This window comes from Spirillospora sp. NPDC049652, from assembly GCF_040675125.1.
Taxonomy (GTDB): domain Bacteria; phylum Actinomycetota; class Actinomycetes; order Streptosporangiales; family Streptosporangiaceae; genus Spirillospora.
Map to the genome: position 1 here is coordinate 1 of NZ_JBFAOF010000079.1, position 14,984 is coordinate 14,984.

Below are 14,984 nucleotides of genomic sequence, written 5' to 3' on the forward strand. Positions count from 1 at the left end.
CCGGGACCGGGCGGCCGCGCAGCGAGCCGAACGGCTCGCCGGCGTGCGGGTCGGGGCGCTCCCGGAGGCGGCGGACGGCGCGGCGCTGCGCGGCGATCCCGCCGCCCAGCATCAGGACGGAGCCCGCGCCGACGGCGGTCGCGGTGAGGGTGGTGCTGACGGCGCTGCGCATCGGTCTCCCTGGATCGCCGGGGCGGTGGGCGGACCAATTGTTGTACACGCCGTCCAGTAGACGGAAGGGGATGTGACCTAGCAGTCAGTTGTGCGCCACCACAGGTTGACCGCGTAGTCCACGGTCAGCCCCGGATGACCGCGCTCGAACTCGGCCGCCAGGCACTCCGGGAACTCGATCCGCAGGACGGCCGACAGGTCGGCGCGGCTCGCGAACTCCCAGCGGATCATCAGCGGCTCGCGCTGGAAGCCCCGGCGCGTCCAGAACCGCTCGACCGCCGCCGGGTCGTAGGACGGCAGCCCGCGCCGGAACCAGCCGCCGAACGTGGAGCGGGTGGCGTCGTTGTCCACGATGAAGACCGTCCCGCCGCGCCGGACGACCCGGTCCAGCTCGGCGAGGCCCGGTTCGCAGCCCGGCCCGAAGAAGTACGCCCACCGGACGTGCACCACGTCGATCGAGGCGTCCGGAAGCGGCAGCGCCTGGGCGGCCCCGACGCGGACCGTGACGTTCGGCAGGTCGCGGACGCGGCGGCGGGCGGTGGCGGCGAGGCCCGCGTGCGGCTCCACCCCGACCACCCGGGACGCCTCGGCGGCGAAACGGGGCAGGTGGAAGCCGGTGCCGCAGCCGAGATCGAGGAGGGTGCGGCCCGCCCACGGGGCGATCCTCCGCATCGCGGTCTCGATCGTCCCGTCCGGATCGACGGCGCGGTTCTCCACCTCGTAGACCGAGGGGGAGTTCCAGATGTTGGGACTGGGCACGGCGCCCGGTGCGATCTCGACCACAGTGCAGAGGGTAGTCAGCGCTGAGGTCGGGAAACGCGCCCCACCCCGGCGCCGGGGGGTTGAGGTCGGGGTGAGGGCGCATAGGCTTGCGGCGAACGCACCCGGCGGCGTCCGTCGCCCCGCCGGCCGGGAACCGTGCGAACCGAGACGGCGAGGGAGCCTTGACCCCGCAGCACAACGGCACCGCAGCTCCGGCGATCCGCGTCCCGGACGCGCCGATCACGCTGTCCACCGCGTCGGTGTACCCGGAGAAGGTGCCGAGCGCCTTCGAGATCGCCGCCCTGCTCGGCTACGACGGCGTGGAGGTCATGGTCTCGACCGACGCCTCCTCGCAGGACCTCAACGTCCTGCGCCGGCTGTCGGACTACCACCAGGTGCCGATCAGGTCCATCCACGCGCCCTGCCTGCTGCTCACCCAGCGGGTCTGGGGGCGCGAGCCGTGGGGCAAGCTCGTCCGCTCCAAGGAGGTCGCCGAGGAGCTTGGCGCCGACGTGGTGGTCGTGCACCCGCCGTTCCGCTGGCAGCGCGAGTACGCGCGCGACTTCATCGACGGCATCACCCGCATGCAGGACGAGACGGACGTCCGGTTCGCGGTCGAGAACATGTTCCCGCTCAAGGCGCGCGGCGCGGAGGCGGGCCTCTACGCCCCCGACTGGAACCCGGTCGACCAGCCGTATCCGCACGTCACGCTGGACCTGTCGCACACGGCCGTGTCCAAGTCGGACGCCCTGGACATGGCGACGCGGCTCGGCGACCGGCTCCGGCACGTCCACCTCGCCGACGGGCTCGGCGTCACCAACAAGGACGAGCACCTGGTGCCCGGGCGCGGCAGCCAGCCGTGCGGCCCGGTGCTGGAGAAGCTGGCCGAGGACGGCTTCGGCGGGCAGATCGTCCTGGAGGTCAACACGCGCCGCGCGTCCAACCGCGCCGAGCGCATGGAGGACCTGGCCGAGGCCCTCGCCTTCACCCGCCTGCACCTCGCCGCCGCCCAGGGCGCCTGGGAGGTCAGCTCCAGCGGCGAGGTCTCCCGCCGGACGAGCCGGTGACCGACCCCGTCACGGGCCCCACCACGGCCGGGGCGGGGAGGCGGTCGCCGGGGCGTCCCGCCGGACGGACCGGCACCCGCGAGCAGATCCTCGCCGCCGCCCGCGAGATGTTCGCCGACAAGGGGTTCGACGGCGCGTCCCTGCGCGGCATCGCCCGCGCGGCCGGCGTCGATCCGGCGCTCGTGCACCACTACTTCGGCAACAAGGAGGGCGTGTTCGTCGCGGCGATGCGCTTTCCGGTGAACCCGGCCGAGCTGCTGCCGAAGGTCATGTCCGTCGAGCCGGACCGGGTCGGCGAGCAGTTCGCCCGCGAGTTCATCGCCATCTGGGACGACCCGGAGAAGCGCGCCCCCATCGTGGCCATGCTGCGCACCGCGATGACCAACGAGCGGGCCGCCGCGCTGATGCGCGAGTTCATCACCTCCGCGCTGCTGGAGCGGGTGGCGGCCGCCCGCGACGTTCCGCTGCTGCGGCTGCAGGCGGCGGTCGGGCAGCTGGTCGGCGTGATGATCGTGCGGCACGTCATCCAGGTGCAGCCGCTGGCGTCCGCCTCGCCGGAGGAGCTGGTCGAGCTGATCGCGCCGACCCTCCAGCGCTACCTCGACGGGGCCTGACGGTCCCGTCCCCGCCGATCCGGGCCTGACCTCGGTCGATCTGTTCCAGGGTGCTTGACCCGGGCGGGGTGCGGACGTAAATTCAACACATGGTGAGTTCTGTGTCGGCCGTCCAGGTCGCGGGCCTCCGGGTCGACCGCGGCGGCAAACGCGTGCTCCGCGACGTCTCGTTCGAGGCGCCGCGCGGATCGGTCCTCGGCCTCATCGGGCCGAGCGGCTGCGGCAAGACCACCCTGATGCGCTGCCTGGTGGGCGTCCAGGTCGTGCGGAGCGGGACGGTCACCGTCCTCGGCGAGCCCGCCGGGTCCCCGGGGCTGCGCCGCCGGGTCGGCTACTCGACCCAGACCCCCGCCGTCTACGCCGACCTGTCGGTCCGCGAGAACATGCGCTACTTCGCCGCCGTCCTCGGCGCCCCGCGCGCCCACCCGGACCGCGTGATCGAGGAGGTCGGCCTCGCCGCCCACCGCGACCAGGTCGTCGGCACGCTGTCCGGCGGCCAGCTGAACCGCGCGAACCTCGCCGCCGCCCTGCTCGGCGACCCCGAACTGCTGGTGCTGGACGAGCCGACCGTCGGTCTCGACCCGCTGCTGCGCGAGGAGCTGTGGACGCTGTTCCGCCGGCTCACCGAGCGCGGCACCACGCTCGTCGTGTCCAGCCACGTCATGGACGAGGCCGTCCGCACCGACCGGCTGCTGCTCATGCGCGAGGGCGAGCTGCTCGCGGACGGCTCGCCGCGCGAGCTCACCGAGCGCACCGGGACGGCCGACCTGGAGGTGGCGTTCCTGCGACTGATCCACGAGCGAGCGGAGAGCCCGGCATGAGCACCGTCCTGAGTCCGGCGATCACCGTCGCCACGACCCGGCGCATCCTGTCCCAGCTGCGGCACGACCGCCGCACGCTCGGCCTGCTGATCGGCGTGCCGAGCCTGCTGATGATCCTGCTGCGGTACGTGTTCGACGCGCCGCCGGTCTTCGACCGGATCGGGCCGATGCTGCTCGGCCTGTTCCCGTTCATCATCATGTTCGTGGTCGCCTCGGTCGGCACCCTGCGCGAACGCACCGGCGGCACGCTCGAACGGCTGATGACCACGCCCACCGGCAAGCTCGACTTCCTGCTCGGCTACGCCCTCGCGTTCGGCCTGCTGTCGCTGGTGCAGGTCGGCGTCGTCCTGGTGATCTCGCTGACCTGGCTCGGGCTGGACCTGCGGGGCTCGGTCGGGTCGCTGGTGCTGGTCGCGGTGCTGGACGCCCTGCTCGGCATGGCGCTCGGGCTGTTCGCCAGCGCGTTCGCCCGCACCGAGTTCCAGGCCGTCCAGTTCATGCCCGCGTTCGTCCTGCCGCAGGTGCTGCTGTGCGGCCTGCTGGTCCCGCGCGACGCCATGGCGACCTGGCTGCGGGTGATCTCCGACGTCCTGCCGCTGTCCTACGCCGTGGACGCCATGCAGCGGGTGTCGCGCGAGGCGTCCTTCTCCGGCCCGCTCCTGAGGGACGTGCTGGTGATCGCGGCCTTCACCCTCGGCGCGCTCGCGCTGGGCGCGGCGACCCTGCGCCGCCGGACGTCCTGACGGCCCGGCCGGACGTCCTGACGGCCCGGCCGGACGGACCGGACGGGAAGCCGTGATCATTCCGCGATCGTGGGTATGACCTCGGACGACGCGGGACGAGGCCGGCTCCGTCCCGTTCATCCGGAAGGACACGCCCTTGTTCCGTCAGGCTCTGCTGGCCGCCACCCACAACCGCGCCGCCCGCCGGATCGTGCAGACCGCGCCCGGCACGCGCCGCATCGTCCGGCGCTTCGTGGCGGGCGAGACGACCGACGACGCGGTGGACGTCACCGCCGGGCTCGCCGGTGAGGGACTGCTCGTCAGCCTGGACGCGCTGGGCGAGGACACCCTCGACACCGCCCAGGCCGAGGCGAACGTCGAGGACCTCGTCGAGCTGCTCGGCCGCCTGGCCGAGGCGGACCTGGCCGGCAAGGCCGAGGTGTCGCTCAAGCTCAGCGCCGTCGGGCAGGCCCTGGACGAGCCGTTCGCCCTGGAGAACGCCCGCAGGGTCTGCGCCGCCGCGCACGAGGCGAAGACCACGGTCACGCTCGACATGGAGGAGCACGACACGGTCGAGTCGACCCTGCGCGTCCTCACCGAGCTGCGCCGCGAGTTCCCGGAGACTGGCGTCGCGATCCAGTCCTACCTGCGGCGTTCGGAGGAGTACTGCGCGGAGCTGGCGCACGAGGGCTCGCGCGTCCGGCTGTGCAAGGGCGCCTACAGCGCGCCGGAGTCCGTCGCGTTCACCGACCCGGTCGACATCGACAAGTCGTTCGTCCGGTGCATGCGGGTGCTGATGGCGGGCCAGGGCTACCCGATGCTCGCCACGCACGACCCGCGCCTGATCGAGATCGCGGGCGCGCTCGCCACGCTGCACGACCGCGACCCGTCCGCGTTCGAGTACCAGATGCTCTACGGCATCCGGCCGCAGGAGCAGCGGCGGCTGGCCGGGGAGGGCGCGCTCGTCCGGGTGTACGTGGCGTTCGGCCGCGAGTGGTACGCCTACTTCATGCGCCGGCTCGCCGAGAAGCCCGCCAACCTGGGGTTCCTCTTCCGGTCCATGGCCACCAGGAGCTGACGGCGCGCTCGCTAGTCTGGGAGGCGTTCCCCGGCGTCCCACGGCATAGGTGTGCACAATGATCGCGATTCTCGGTGCGGGCAAGATGGGCGAGGCGCTGCTGTCCGGCGTCCTGCGGGCGGGCCGCCGCCCGGCCGAGCTGAGGGCCACCGCCCGCCGCGAGGAGCGCGCCGCCCTGCTGCGCGAGCGGTACGGCGTCGAGACGATCTCCAACCGGGAGGCCGCCAAGACCGCCGACGTGCTCGTCCTCGCGGTCAAGCCGCAGGACATGGGCGCGCTGCTGGACGAGGTCGGGCCGCACGTCCCGGCGGGCACCCTGGTGATCTCCATGGCCGCCGGCATCACCACCGGTTACGTGGAGGACCGGCTCGGCGACGGCGTCCCGGTCGTCCGCGTCATGTCGAACACGCCCGTCCACGTGGACGAGGCGATGAGCGTGATCTCGCCCGGCTCGCACGCGGGGGAGGAGCACCTCAAGCTCGCCGAGGAACTGCTCAGCCCGGTCGGCAAGGTGCTGCGCATCCCCGAGTCCCTGCAGGACGGCGCGACCGCGCTGTCCGGCAGCGGCCCCGCCTACTTCTACTACCTGGTCGAGGCCATGGTGGACGCGGGCATCCTGCTCGGCATGCCGCGCGCCGCCGCGCTGGAGATGGTGATCCAGTCGGCCGTGGGCGCGGCCGTCATGCTGCGCGACTCGGGCGAGCACCCCGTCCTGCTGCGCGAGGCCGTCACCTCGCCGGGCGGGACGACCATCGCCGCGATCCGCGAGCTGGAGAAGCACGGCGTCCGGGCGGCGGTGCTGGAGGCGATCGAGGCGGCCCGCAACCGGGGCCGCGAACTCGCCGCCGGCTGACCGACCACCGCGACCGGACGAGCGGGAGGGTGACATGGGGCAGGCCGAATCCCGCGGGATTGAGCCGGACGGCCGTCGCGCACGTGTCAAGGGCATGGGACTTGCGCTTCGCGTACTCGTGGCCGCCGGACTGATCGTGGACGCCGTCGTGCACTGGCGGTTCGCGCCGGAGATGAAGTACGTTCCGGGCGGGGTGATCCACGCGGACACGGTCTTCTATGCCCAGGCGGTCGTGGCCGCGGTCGTCGCGGTGCTGGTCCTGGCGCGGGCCCGCCGCTGGACGTACGCGCTGGCGCTCCTCGTCGCGGCGAGCGCCATCGGCGCTCTGCTCCTCTACTACTTCGTGGACGTCGGCGCGGTCGGTCCGCTTCCGAACATGCACGAACCGGTCTGGTACCCGGAGAAGACGCAGTCGCTCGTGGGCGAGGGCGTCGCGGCGCTCGCCGCGCTTGTCGGGCTGGTGACCGTCCGGCGCGGGAGCCGTCCGTCCTCGGGTCGCCGGGTGCCCGAGCCCGTCCGCTGACACGCCGGAGCGCGGCGCGCCCGGGGTCAGGCCACCGCGGTCTCCGGAACGGCGGGGCCGGTCGCCGTGACCCGCGCGACGAAGCGGGCCGCCTCGCTCATCGCGGCGCTCGCCTCCGGCAGCACCCGGTTGAGGAGCTGGAAGACGTGCATCTGGCCCGTCCACACCTGGAGTTCGCAGTCCACGTCCGCGCCGTTCAGGGCGTCCGCGAACGCCTCGGCCTCCGGCCGCAGCACCTCCGCGCCGCCGACCTGGACCAGGAACGGCGGGGCGTCCTGCCACGGGCAGGTGAGGAGCGCGAGCCTCGGGTCGTCGAACGCGCCGCCTCCCACGACCAAGCGCGCGATCCGCTGGGCCGCGGCGGCGCTGATGTAGGGATCGCGCGCGCTCAGCTGCTCCTCGATGGAGAGCTCGCAGGTCAGGTCCACCCAGGGGGAGAACAGGACGGTCCCGGCGGGGAGCGGCAGCCCCGTCCGCATGATCTCGCCGGTCAGCGACGCGGCCAGGTGACCGCCCGCCGAGTCCCCGGCGAGGACGATCCCGGACGCGGGGACGCCCCGGTCGAGCAGCCACCGGTACGCGGCGACGGCGTCCTCCAGCGGCGCGGGGAACGGATGCTCGGGGGCCATCCGGTAGTGCGGCGCCAGCACCGGCAGCCCGGTCTCGACCGCCAGGCGCGAGGTGATCGGACGGTGCGTCCGGGGCGAGCACACCACGTACCCGCCGCCGTGCAGGTACAGGATCGCGCCAGGGGGACGGGTCACGGCGGCAGCGCTGTCGGAGGCCCGGCTGACGACCCACTCGCCGATGACGGGCGGCGCGTCCTCGCCGGTCTCGACGCGCGGGTCGACGAGGGGGAGCACGCGGGCGCGCTGGCCGGCGCGCATGAACAGGGCCGCCGCGTCCACGGTCGAGCGGGCGGCGCGGAGGCCCACCGCGTGGCCGGGCACGTGGTGGATGAACGGCCGCAGCCCCAGGTAGAGGGCGCGGGAGATGGCGCGGCTGCGGATGCTGGGGCGATGGTCGTGGGTCCAGCGCGCGGGATCGGCGGCCACGGGCAGAGGGGTCACCTCGGCCGGACCGGTGGAGGGTGACGTCGGCTCCATGAGCACCCCGCCTGTCATGTTTCGGGTGTGTTATCCCCATGCCCGAAAAGCCAGGTAGTTCACGTCACAACTTTGTCGCGGCCAAGGGACGTTTCCTCAGGTGAGGTCATGTCTCCGGAGCCGTCCGGATGCGGAGGGTCGATCCCCGGCGGCCGTCCCGGGTGGTTCCGGCGGGGCGGCGTGGCGCTACCGTGTGACCCATGACCAGCCCCGCGGCCTCCGGCACGTGCGACCTCACGGTCTTCTGGGACGAACGGCTCACCTCCTACGACTTCGGCCCCGGGCACCCCATGAACCCTGTCCGGGTCGAGCTGACGATCGCGCTGGCCCGCGAACTCGGCCTGCTGGACGGCCCGGGCGTGCGCGTCGCGGGGTTCGAGCCGGCGGACGACAAGCTGCTCCGGCTCGTCCACGAGGAGGCGTACGTAGCGGCGGTCCGGCACGCGGGCGAGACCGGCCTGGCGGAGCCCCGGCACGGCCTCGGCACCGACGACAACCCGGTCTTCCTGGGCATGCACGAGGCGTCCGCCCTGGTCGCGGGCGCGTCGGTGGCCGGAGCGCGGGCGGTGTGGCACGGCGAGACCGGGCACGCGGTGAACGTCTCCGGCGGCCTGCACCACGCGCTCGCCGGGGCGGCCAGCGGGTTCTGCGTCTACAACGACCCGGCGATCGCGATCGCGTGGTTGCTGGAGAACGGCGCTGAGCGCGTCGCCTACGTGGACGTGGACGTCCACCACGGCGACGGCGTGCAGGCGGCGTTCTACGACGATCCGCGCGTCCTGACGATCAGCCTCCACGAGACGCCCCGGACGCTGTTCCCCGGGACCGGGTTCCCGAACGAGTCCGGCGGGCCGGGCGCGGCGGGGACGGCCGTGAACGTGGCCCTGCCGCCCGGCACCGGCGACGCGCTCTGGTTGCGGGCGTTCCACGCGACCGTCCCGTCGCTGCTGCGCGCGTTCCAGCCGCAGGTCCTGGTCACCCAGCACGGCGCGGACACGCACGCCCTCGACCCGCTCGCCCACCTGATCCTGACCGTGGACGGCCAGCGCGCAGCCCACGCCGCGCTGCACCGGCTCGCGCACGAGGTGGCGGGCGGCCGCTGGCTCGCCACCGGGGGAGGCGGCTACGAGCTGGTCCAGGTCGTGCCGCGCGCCTGGACGCACCTGATCGGCGAGGCCGCCGGACGCCCCGTCCCGCCGGACGCCGCGACCCCCGACGCCTGGCGCGAGTTCGTCCGGCTCCGGACCGACGAGATCGCGCCGCGCCGGATGACCGACGGCCACGAGACCGTCGAGTTCCACCCCTGGTCGGACGGCATGGACCCGGCCAACCCGGTGGACCAGGCGGTCATGGCCACCCGCCGCGCGGTCTTCCCCGAACACGGCCTCGACCCGATGCTGGACCTCTGATGGCGGAGCTGGAGCACTGATGGCCGACGCCCCCACCCGCGCCGAGCTGCGCGCCCACCTCGTCCAGACGATGATCGCCGGGGACGTCGCCACGCCCCGCCAGAACAACCTGCTGCACTACCGTCGGATGGCCGCGCGCAACCCCTACTACCTGTTCGGGCTGCGGCTCTCCCGGCGCTGGAGCGAGCGGGACGTCCTGGCCGCGATGGTCGAGCGCTGCGGCGTCGACCCGGACCCGCGGCACGTCTACGGGGACGACACGATCGACCCCGACCTGACCCTGGACGCGCTGGAGGCGATGGCGGGCCGGATCGGCCTCGCCGCGCGCCGCCGTGAGACCGTCCTGCTCGCGACCGGGCACCCGGCCACGCTCACGCCGGTCTACCAGGCGGTCTCGGCGGCCCTGACCGAGCGCGGCTGCCGCGTCCTCACCCCGGCGAACGGCTGGACGTACGAGATCGAGCGGTACGGCGAGCGCGAGATCCGCCGGGTCGTCCACACTCCGGAGGGCGTCGCGATGCTGGTGGACGACGCCGGCCGCGTGCAGCACACCCACGACGCCGCCCCGATGGAGGCGATGCTCGCCGAACTCCGGAGCGGTTCAGCCGGGCCTAGGGACGGTTCAGCCGAGATCCGGGGCGAAGCCGCCGAACTCCCCGGCGGTTCAATCGACACCGCGGCGGGAGCGTCCACTATCGCTTCGGACGGGTTTGCGGAGGCTAAACCTGCTGATTGGCCGGATCTGGCCATCGCGGACCACGGCTGGGCCGGGGCGGCGGGCGAGGCGGGCGTCGACACCGTCGGATTCGCGGACTGTAACGACCCCGCGCTGTTCGCGGGCGCCGCCGAGGGAAAGATCCAGGTCGTGGTGCCTCTCGACGACGGCATATCGCCGCACCAATATGCCCCGATGACCGCCTATCTCCTGGCCTGCGCGGGGCTTTCCTGAGGTCCGCACCACCGGTTCGGCGATGACCGTGAGTCACTCTCTGTGACTCCGGGTCCGATCTGGGGCGGGTGCGACGCGCGGGACCGCGTCGTTCGACGGAGTCGCAGGTCAATGCGTGTTCCGGGGATTCAGGCGGTGATCGCTGCACGCTCGGTGCCGTCCCGATGGCGCTCCGTCCGGAACAGCACTGTGGCCTCGGCGTCAGGTCGGGTGGTGCAAATGGGTGGAACTCCCCTCTTGCGACTGTCGGTACACGATTTACGCTGGGGGAAGTACACGTGCGTGATCAAAGTCACCCAAAGGGCCGGTGCGCGGCACGTGTGGAAGAGGGCGTCCGATGAGCTCAGGCGAGCGACCTCTGAGTGAGGTCAGGTTCCTGACCGTCGCCGAAGTGGCGGCGGTGATGCGGGTGTCCAAGATGACCGTCTACCGCCTCGTCCACTCGGGCGAACTCCCCGCGATCCGCGTGGGACGTTCGTTCCGCGTTCCCGAACAGGCTGTACACGACTATCTGCGCGACGCGTTCATCGAAGCCGGATAGCGGGGCACCGATCGGGGAAGACGACGACAAGGACGGCCGGAGCCCCCGCGGTTCCCGGCCGTCCTGCCTTCCGCCGTGCCTCCGCCGCCTGGCGAGGCGCCGCACGCCCCGCCGACCTGCGGATGTGTGAGCGGGCGGGGAGCGGGCAGTCCCTGGACGGACCCGCTTCGGCTCAGCGGTACCCTTGGGCAACGGACCATGCGCGCTAGGTTGGCTCGCCCATCGCGGGCCCCCCGGGCGACATGGCCCGTCTCCTGTACCGCACCCGAGAAGCCGAGCGAGGTCTTTGTGGGCTCTGTCATCAAGAAGCGCCGCAAGCGGATGGCCAAGAAGAAGCACCGCAAGCTGCTGAAGAAGACGCGCATCCAGCGTCGTAACAAGAAGTAAAGACGCCGGCAACACAGCCGTAAGGGGTGGGGCGCACAGTGTCCTCCATGCCCTCCACCGCGGCCCGTGTCGTCCTCGTCACGGGCGTCTCCCGTTTCCTGGGGGCGCGGGTCGCGAACACCCTCCAAGCCGACCCGGGCATCGAGCGCGTCATCGGTGTGGACACGGTTCCGCCGACGGCGCCGCTGGGCCGTACCGAGTTCGTGCGGGTCGACATCCGCACGCCCGGAATCGCCAAGGTCATCTCGTCCGCCGGGGTGGACACCGTCGTCCATCTCAGCCTGGTCACCGGCCAGGCCGGACCGCGGGCCAAGGCGAAAGAGCTGAACGTCATCGGGACGATGCAGCTGCTCGCGGCCTGCCAGCGCTCGCCCGACGCGCGCAAGCTCGTCGTGCGCTCCTCGGCGGCCGTGTACGGGTCCTCGCCGCGGGACCCGGCGGTCTTCACCGAGGAGGACGAGGCGGTCGAGGCGCCCGCGCACGGGTACGCCAAGGACACCGCCGAGGTCGAGCGGTACGTGCGGGGGCTGACGCGGCGGCGCTCCGACCTGACGGTGTCGGTGCTGCGCTTCGCCAACTTCCTCGGCCCGGGCGTCGACTCGCCCGTCACCCGGTACCTCTCCATGCCGGTCGTCCCGACGGTGCTGGGCTTCGACCCCCGGCTCCAGTTCGTGCACACCGACGACGGCGTCGAGGTGCTGCGCCGGATGACCGTGGAGGACCACCCCGGCTGCTTCAACGTCGCGGGCGACGGGGTGCTGCTGCTGTCGCAGGCGCTCCGCCGCGCCGGACGCCCGCACGTCCCGGTCCCGGCCCAGTCGATCTCCGCCTTCGGCGGGCTCGGCCGCCGGTTCGCGGGCTCGCCCGCGTTCTCGCCCGAACTGCTGCGCTGGCTGATGCACGGCCGGGTGCTGGACACCTCCCGGCTCGCCGCGGAGCTGTCCTGGTCCCCCAAGTACGGTTCGGAGGAGGCGTTCGCCGACTTCGCCTCCGGGCTCGGCGGACGCGGCGTCCTGCTCGACCGGCTGGCGGCCGCGATCGGACGCGACTGACCGCTCGCGAGGGAGGAGTGACCGGCATGAACGCCCATCACCAGCAACCCTTCGACGAGGCGGACGGCGCGCGGGTCATCCCGATCCGCCCCGGCGCCGCCGCCCCGGAAGCGGCCTCCGGGCCCGCTTCCGGGCACGGTCCCGCCCGCGGCTCCGAGGCGGCCTCGGGGCCCGTTCCCGAGTCCGCGTCCGGCGAGTCCGGCGCGTCCGCTCCGCCGTCCTCCGACCGCAACCCGGTGGAGCGCGCCCTCGCGTCCGGGCTGGCGTTCCTGCGCCGCCGCATGACCGGCGAGTACGAGGTCGACGAGTTCGGGTTCGACCCCGAGCTGAACTCCTCGGTCCTGCTCCCGGTCGCCCGCGCCCTGTACGAGCGCTGGTTCCGCGTCGAGCTGCTCGGGCTGGAGAACGTCCCCGCCAAGGGCGGCGCGCTGCTGGTCGCCAACCACTCCGGCACCGTCCCGCTGGACGGGATCATGCTGTCGGTCGCCACCCACGACCACCTGGACCGCCCGCTCCGCCTGCTGGGCGCCGACCTGATCTACCAGGTCCCGGTGCTCGCCCACCTGGCCCGCAAGGCCGGGCACACCCTCGCCTGCCCCGCCGACGCCGCCCGGCTGCTCGCCAAGGACGAGCTGGTCGGCGTCTTCCCCGAGGGCTTCAAGGGCATCGGCAAGCCCTACGGCGACCGCTACAAGCTGCAGCGCTTCGGGCGCGGCGGCTTCGTCGAGACCGCGCTGCGCGCCGACGTCCCGATCATTCCCTGCGCCATCGTCGGCGCGGAGGAGATCTATCCGAAGATCGCCGATCTGAAGCCGCTGGCGCGGCTGCTCGGTCTCCCGTACTTCCCGGTCACCCCGACGTTCCCGCTGCTCGGCGCGGCCGGACTGGTCCCGCTGCCGTCCAAGTGGCTGATCCGGTTCGGCGAGCCCATGCGGCTCGCCGACTACGGGCCCGAAGCCGCCGACGACCCGATGACCGTCTTCAACCTGACCGACCACGTCCGCGAGGTCGTCCAGCAGATGCTCTACGAGACCCTGCTCCGCCGAGGCCACCCCTTCCTCTGACGGGGGCGGCGGCCGGGTCCACTGTCGTGTTCGATCACTAGGGTGCTGGTGCATGACCTCCGTTCCCCTTGCTCCTGATCTGACCGTGCTGCGTGCCAAGGTCCCGACCGCGTCGGCCGCGGTGGCCTGGAAGGCGATCAGGGAGCTCGTCCAGTACGGCGGTGACGACGCGCTGGAGCTGGCGGACGAGTTCGCCGCCGCGGCGGACGTCCCGACCGAGAAGCTGCTCAAGCTCTGGCAGAAGGCGCCCGATCCGGACGGGTTCGCCGAGTTCCTCCTGGCGCCTGCCTTCGTCCGGGAGGGGCGCGGCGGGCTGGTGCTGCGCAAGCGCACCTCCCTGGCGGGCGTCCGGCATCTGACGAGCCTGCGGTCGCTGAAGCTGGAGGAGTGCAAGAAGCTGACGGACCTCTCCGAGCTGGCGACGCTGACCGGCCTTGAGGAGCTCGACCTGGAAGGGGCCAAGGCCGTCACCGACCTGGCCCCGCTCGCGGGCCTGACGAGCCTGAGGAAACTGAACCTCCAGGACTGCAAAGCCGTCTCGGACGTCTCCCCGCTGCTCGGGCTGCGCCGCCTGCACGAGCTCAACCTGAGGAGCACCGGGGCGCGGAGCGTCGCCGGGTTCGGTGCGGCCTTCCCCGAGCTCAGGCACCTCGACCTGACCTGGTGCCATCGCGTCGAGGACGTCGCCCCGCTGTCCGGGCTGCGCAACCTGGTCACGCTGTACGTGTTCTCCAAGAGCGTCGACTCGGTCGCGGACCTGCGCGACCTCGACTCCCTCACCGAGCTGGGACTGCACTGCCCGCGCCTGAAGAGCCTGGACGGCATCGCCGCGCTGCCCGGGCTGCGGCGCCTCCTGCTGACCGCGTCCGACGGCCTGACCAGCCTGGACGGCCTCGGGCACCATCCCGACCTCGTGACGCTGGCGCTGCCGAAGGGCGCCCTGCCCGATCTGCGTCCGCTCTCGCGGCTGCCCGCCCTCACCGAGATCAAGATCGACGGCTACCAGCGGCTCCCGTCGCTCGACGGGCTCGAAGGCCATCCGTCGATCCGCAGGGTCGAGCTGGCGTACGCGCGGACCGTCCAGGACTTCTCCCCGCTGTTCGCCATGCCGGAGCTGCGGGAGCTGAGCGTCCGGGGACTCTCCCAGCTGGACGACCTCAGCGCGTTCTCGGGACTGCGCGGTCTGGAACGCCTCGAGATCGGCTTCACGGAGGGGCTGCGAAGCCTGGGCGATCTCGCGGACCTGCCGTCGTTGCGCAGCGTCCTCCTCGACTACTGCCTGTCGCTCGAAGACCTGGGGACGCTGCCCACCCTTCCGGCGCTCGAGGAGGTGGAGGTCAGCTGGTGCCCCGCGCTCCGGTCCTCGGTCCTGGCCGAGCTCGCGGCCCGCGGCCTCCTCAAGCCCTGAGGGGACGACATCCCGGCGGCGTGCGGCGGCGTCCGGCGGCGTCCGGAAGCCGGGGCGTCAGGACGACTTGTAGTGGTTGCGCAGGGCGATCCCGGCGGCTACGCCGCCCGCGAGGGCGCCCACGCCGGCGGCGGCGGGGAGGGCGACCATGGTGACCTTGCGGCCGGTGCGGAAGTCGTGGACGGGCCAGCCGCGCTCCTTGGCGTGGTCGCGGAGGGCGGGGTCCGGGTTGACGGCGTGCGGGTGGCCGACGGCGCTCAGCATGGGCAGGTCGTTGACCGAGTCGCTGTAGGCCGAGCAGCGCGAGAGGTCCAGGCCCTCGCGCTGGGCCAGCGCGCGGATCGCCTCGGCCTTGGCGCTGCCGTGCAGGAGGTTGCCCACCAGGCGGCCGGTGTAGAGGCCCCCCTCGGTCTCGGCGACGGTGCCGAGGGCGCCGGTCAGGCCGAGGCGGTGCGCG

General features: G+C 72.9%; 17 protein-coding genes. 14 read left to right on the forward strand and 3 right to left on the reverse strand.

Annotation, left to right across the window (positions count from 1 at the left end):
• Positions 1–249 precede the first annotated feature (249 nt).
• Entirely contained in the window at positions 250–954 is a 705-nt protein-coding gene (locus AB0J52_RS08400) for a class I SAM-dependent methyltransferase (protein ID WP_500180904.1), read from the reverse strand.
• Between the two features lie 161 nt (positions 955–1,115).
• Between AB0J52_RS08400 and AB0J52_RS08405 the strand changes: the two genes are divergently transcribed.
• From AB0J52_RS08405 to AB0J52_RS08435, 7 genes are all read left to right on the forward strand, one after another.
• Positions 1,116–2,000: a sugar phosphate isomerase/epimerase family protein gene (locus AB0J52_RS08405; protein ID WP_500180905.1), complete on the forward strand. Its 885-nt coding sequence runs from the start codon at positions 1,116–1,118 to the stop codon at positions 1,998–2,000.
• Positions 1,997–2,614 (forward strand): TetR/AcrR family transcriptional regulator, encoded by a 618-nt coding sequence (locus tag AB0J52_RS08410; RefSeq protein WP_500180906.1) that lies wholly within the window; start codon positions 1,997–1,999, stop codon positions 2,612–2,614. The genes AB0J52_RS08405 and AB0J52_RS08410 overlap by 4 nt, the downstream gene beginning before the upstream one ends.
• A gap of 89 nt (positions 2,615–2,703) precedes the next feature.
• Complete coding sequence (locus tag AB0J52_RS08415) at positions 2,704–3,435, forward strand: ABC transporter ATP-binding protein (RefSeq protein ID WP_500180907.1); 732 nt, start codon at positions 2,704–2,706, stop codon at positions 3,433–3,435.
• Positions 3,432–4,178: an ABC transporter permease gene (locus tag AB0J52_RS08420; RefSeq protein WP_500180908.1), complete on the forward strand. Its 747-nt coding sequence runs from the start codon at positions 3,432–3,434 to the stop codon at positions 4,176–4,178. The genes AB0J52_RS08415 and AB0J52_RS08420 overlap by 4 nt, the downstream gene beginning before the upstream one ends.
• A 136-nt stretch (positions 4,179–4,314) precedes the next feature.
• A complete protein-coding gene (locus tag AB0J52_RS08425) occupies positions 4,315–5,235 on the forward strand; it encodes a proline dehydrogenase family protein (protein ID WP_500180909.1) in 921 nt (306 codons plus the stop codon).
• A 58-nt stretch (positions 5,236–5,293) separates the two neighbouring features.
• Positions 5,294–6,088 carry a pyrroline-5-carboxylate reductase gene (gene proC, locus AB0J52_RS08430; protein WP_500180910.1) on the forward strand — a complete coding sequence of 265 codons (795 nt, stop codon included), beginning with the start codon at positions 5,294–5,296 and terminating at the stop codon, positions 6,086–6,088.
• Between the two features lie 118 nt (positions 6,089–6,206).
• On the forward strand, positions 6,207–6,611 hold the full coding sequence (locus AB0J52_RS08435; protein WP_500180911.1) for a hypothetical protein: 405 nt from the start codon (positions 6,207–6,209) through the stop codon (positions 6,609–6,611).
• A gap of 26 nt (positions 6,612–6,637) precedes the next feature.
• On the opposite strand, the gene AB0J52_RS08440 is transcribed toward AB0J52_RS08435, so the two are convergent.
• Entirely contained in the window at positions 6,638–7,666 is a 1,029-nt protein-coding gene (locus AB0J52_RS08440; protein ID WP_500180912.1) for an alpha/beta hydrolase, read from the reverse strand.
• Between the two features lie 251 nt (positions 7,667–7,917).
• On the opposite strand from AB0J52_RS08440, the gene AB0J52_RS08445 reads away from it, so the two are divergent.
• From AB0J52_RS08445 to AB0J52_RS08475, 7 genes are all read left to right on the forward strand, one after another.
• Positions 7,918–9,126 carry an acetoin utilization protein AcuC gene (locus AB0J52_RS08445; protein ID WP_500180913.1) on the forward strand — a complete coding sequence of 403 codons (1,209 nt, stop codon included), beginning with the start codon at positions 7,918–7,920 and terminating at the stop codon, positions 9,124–9,126.
• Between the two features lie 19 nt (positions 9,127–9,145).
• Positions 9,146–10,075, forward strand: a complete 930-nt coding sequence (locus AB0J52_RS08450) for a phosphatase (RefSeq protein WP_500180914.1) — start codon at positions 9,146–9,148, stop codon at positions 10,073–10,075.
• Positions 10,076–10,412: 337 nt separating this feature from the next.
• The gene (locus tag AB0J52_RS08455; protein WP_026414196.1) at positions 10,413–10,616 is read left to right on the forward strand and encodes a helix-turn-helix domain-containing protein; all 204 of its coding nucleotides are present in this window, start codon (positions 10,413–10,415) and stop codon (positions 10,614–10,616) included.
• A gap of 288 nt (positions 10,617–10,904) precedes the next feature.
• On the forward strand, positions 10,905–11,003 hold the full coding sequence (locus AB0J52_RS08460) for a 30S ribosomal protein bS22 (protein WP_018654693.1): 99 nt from the start codon (positions 10,905–10,907) through the stop codon (positions 11,001–11,003).
• 47 nt (positions 11,004–11,050) lie between these two features.
• The gene (locus AB0J52_RS08465; RefSeq protein ID WP_500180915.1) at positions 11,051–12,055 is read left to right on the forward strand and encodes an NAD-dependent epimerase/dehydratase family protein; all 1,005 of its coding nucleotides are present in this window, start codon (positions 11,051–11,053) and stop codon (positions 12,053–12,055) included.
• A gap of 26 nt (positions 12,056–12,081) precedes the next feature.
• The gene (locus tag AB0J52_RS08470) at positions 12,082–13,119 is read left to right on the forward strand and encodes a lysophospholipid acyltransferase family protein (RefSeq protein WP_500180916.1); all 1,038 of its coding nucleotides are present in this window, start codon (positions 12,082–12,084) and stop codon (positions 13,117–13,119) included.
• Positions 13,120–13,171: 52 nt separating this feature from the next.
• Entirely contained in the window at positions 13,172–14,527 is a 1,356-nt protein-coding gene (locus AB0J52_RS08475) for a leucine-rich repeat domain-containing protein (protein WP_500180917.1), read from the forward strand.
• Positions 14,528–14,584: 57 nt separating this feature from the next.
• On the opposite strand, the gene AB0J52_RS08480 is transcribed toward AB0J52_RS08475, so the two are convergent.
• Positions 14,585–14,984 (reverse strand): HAD family hydrolase (locus AB0J52_RS08480; protein WP_500180918.1); only part of this gene is annotated, 400 nt, incomplete at its 5' end.

Coding starts and splice junctions, on each gene's coding strand:
- AB0J52_RS08450 (WP_500180914.1), top strand. CDS start 9,146: ATGGCCGACGCCCCCACCCGCGCCGAGCTGCGCGCCCACCTCGTCCAG.
- proC (WP_500180910.1), top strand. CDS start 5,294: ATGATCGCGATTCTCGGTGCGGGCAAGATGGGCGAGGCGCTGCTGTCC.
- AB0J52_RS08475 (WP_500180917.1), top strand. CDS start 13,172: ATGACCTCCGTTCCCCTTGCTCCTGATCTGACCGTGCTGCGTGCCAAG.
- AB0J52_RS08420 (WP_500180908.1), top strand. CDS start 3,432: ATGAGCACCGTCCTGAGTCCGGCGATCACCGTCGCCACGACCCGGCGC.
- AB0J52_RS08415 (WP_500180907.1), top strand. CDS start 2,704: ATGGTGAGTTCTGTGTCGGCCGTCCAGGTCGCGGGCCTCCGGGTCGAC.
- AB0J52_RS08445 (WP_500180913.1), top strand. CDS start 7,918: ATGACCAGCCCCGCGGCCTCCGGCACGTGCGACCTCACGGTCTTCTGG.
- AB0J52_RS08465 (WP_500180915.1), top strand. CDS start 11,051: ATGCCCTCCACCGCGGCCCGTGTCGTCCTCGTCACGGGCGTCTCCCGT.
- AB0J52_RS08470 (WP_500180916.1), top strand. CDS start 12,082: ATGAACGCCCATCACCAGCAACCCTTCGACGAGGCGGACGGCGCGCGG.
- AB0J52_RS08455 (WP_026414196.1), top strand. CDS start 10,413: ATGAGCTCAGGCGAGCGACCTCTGAGTGAGGTCAGGTTCCTGACCGTC.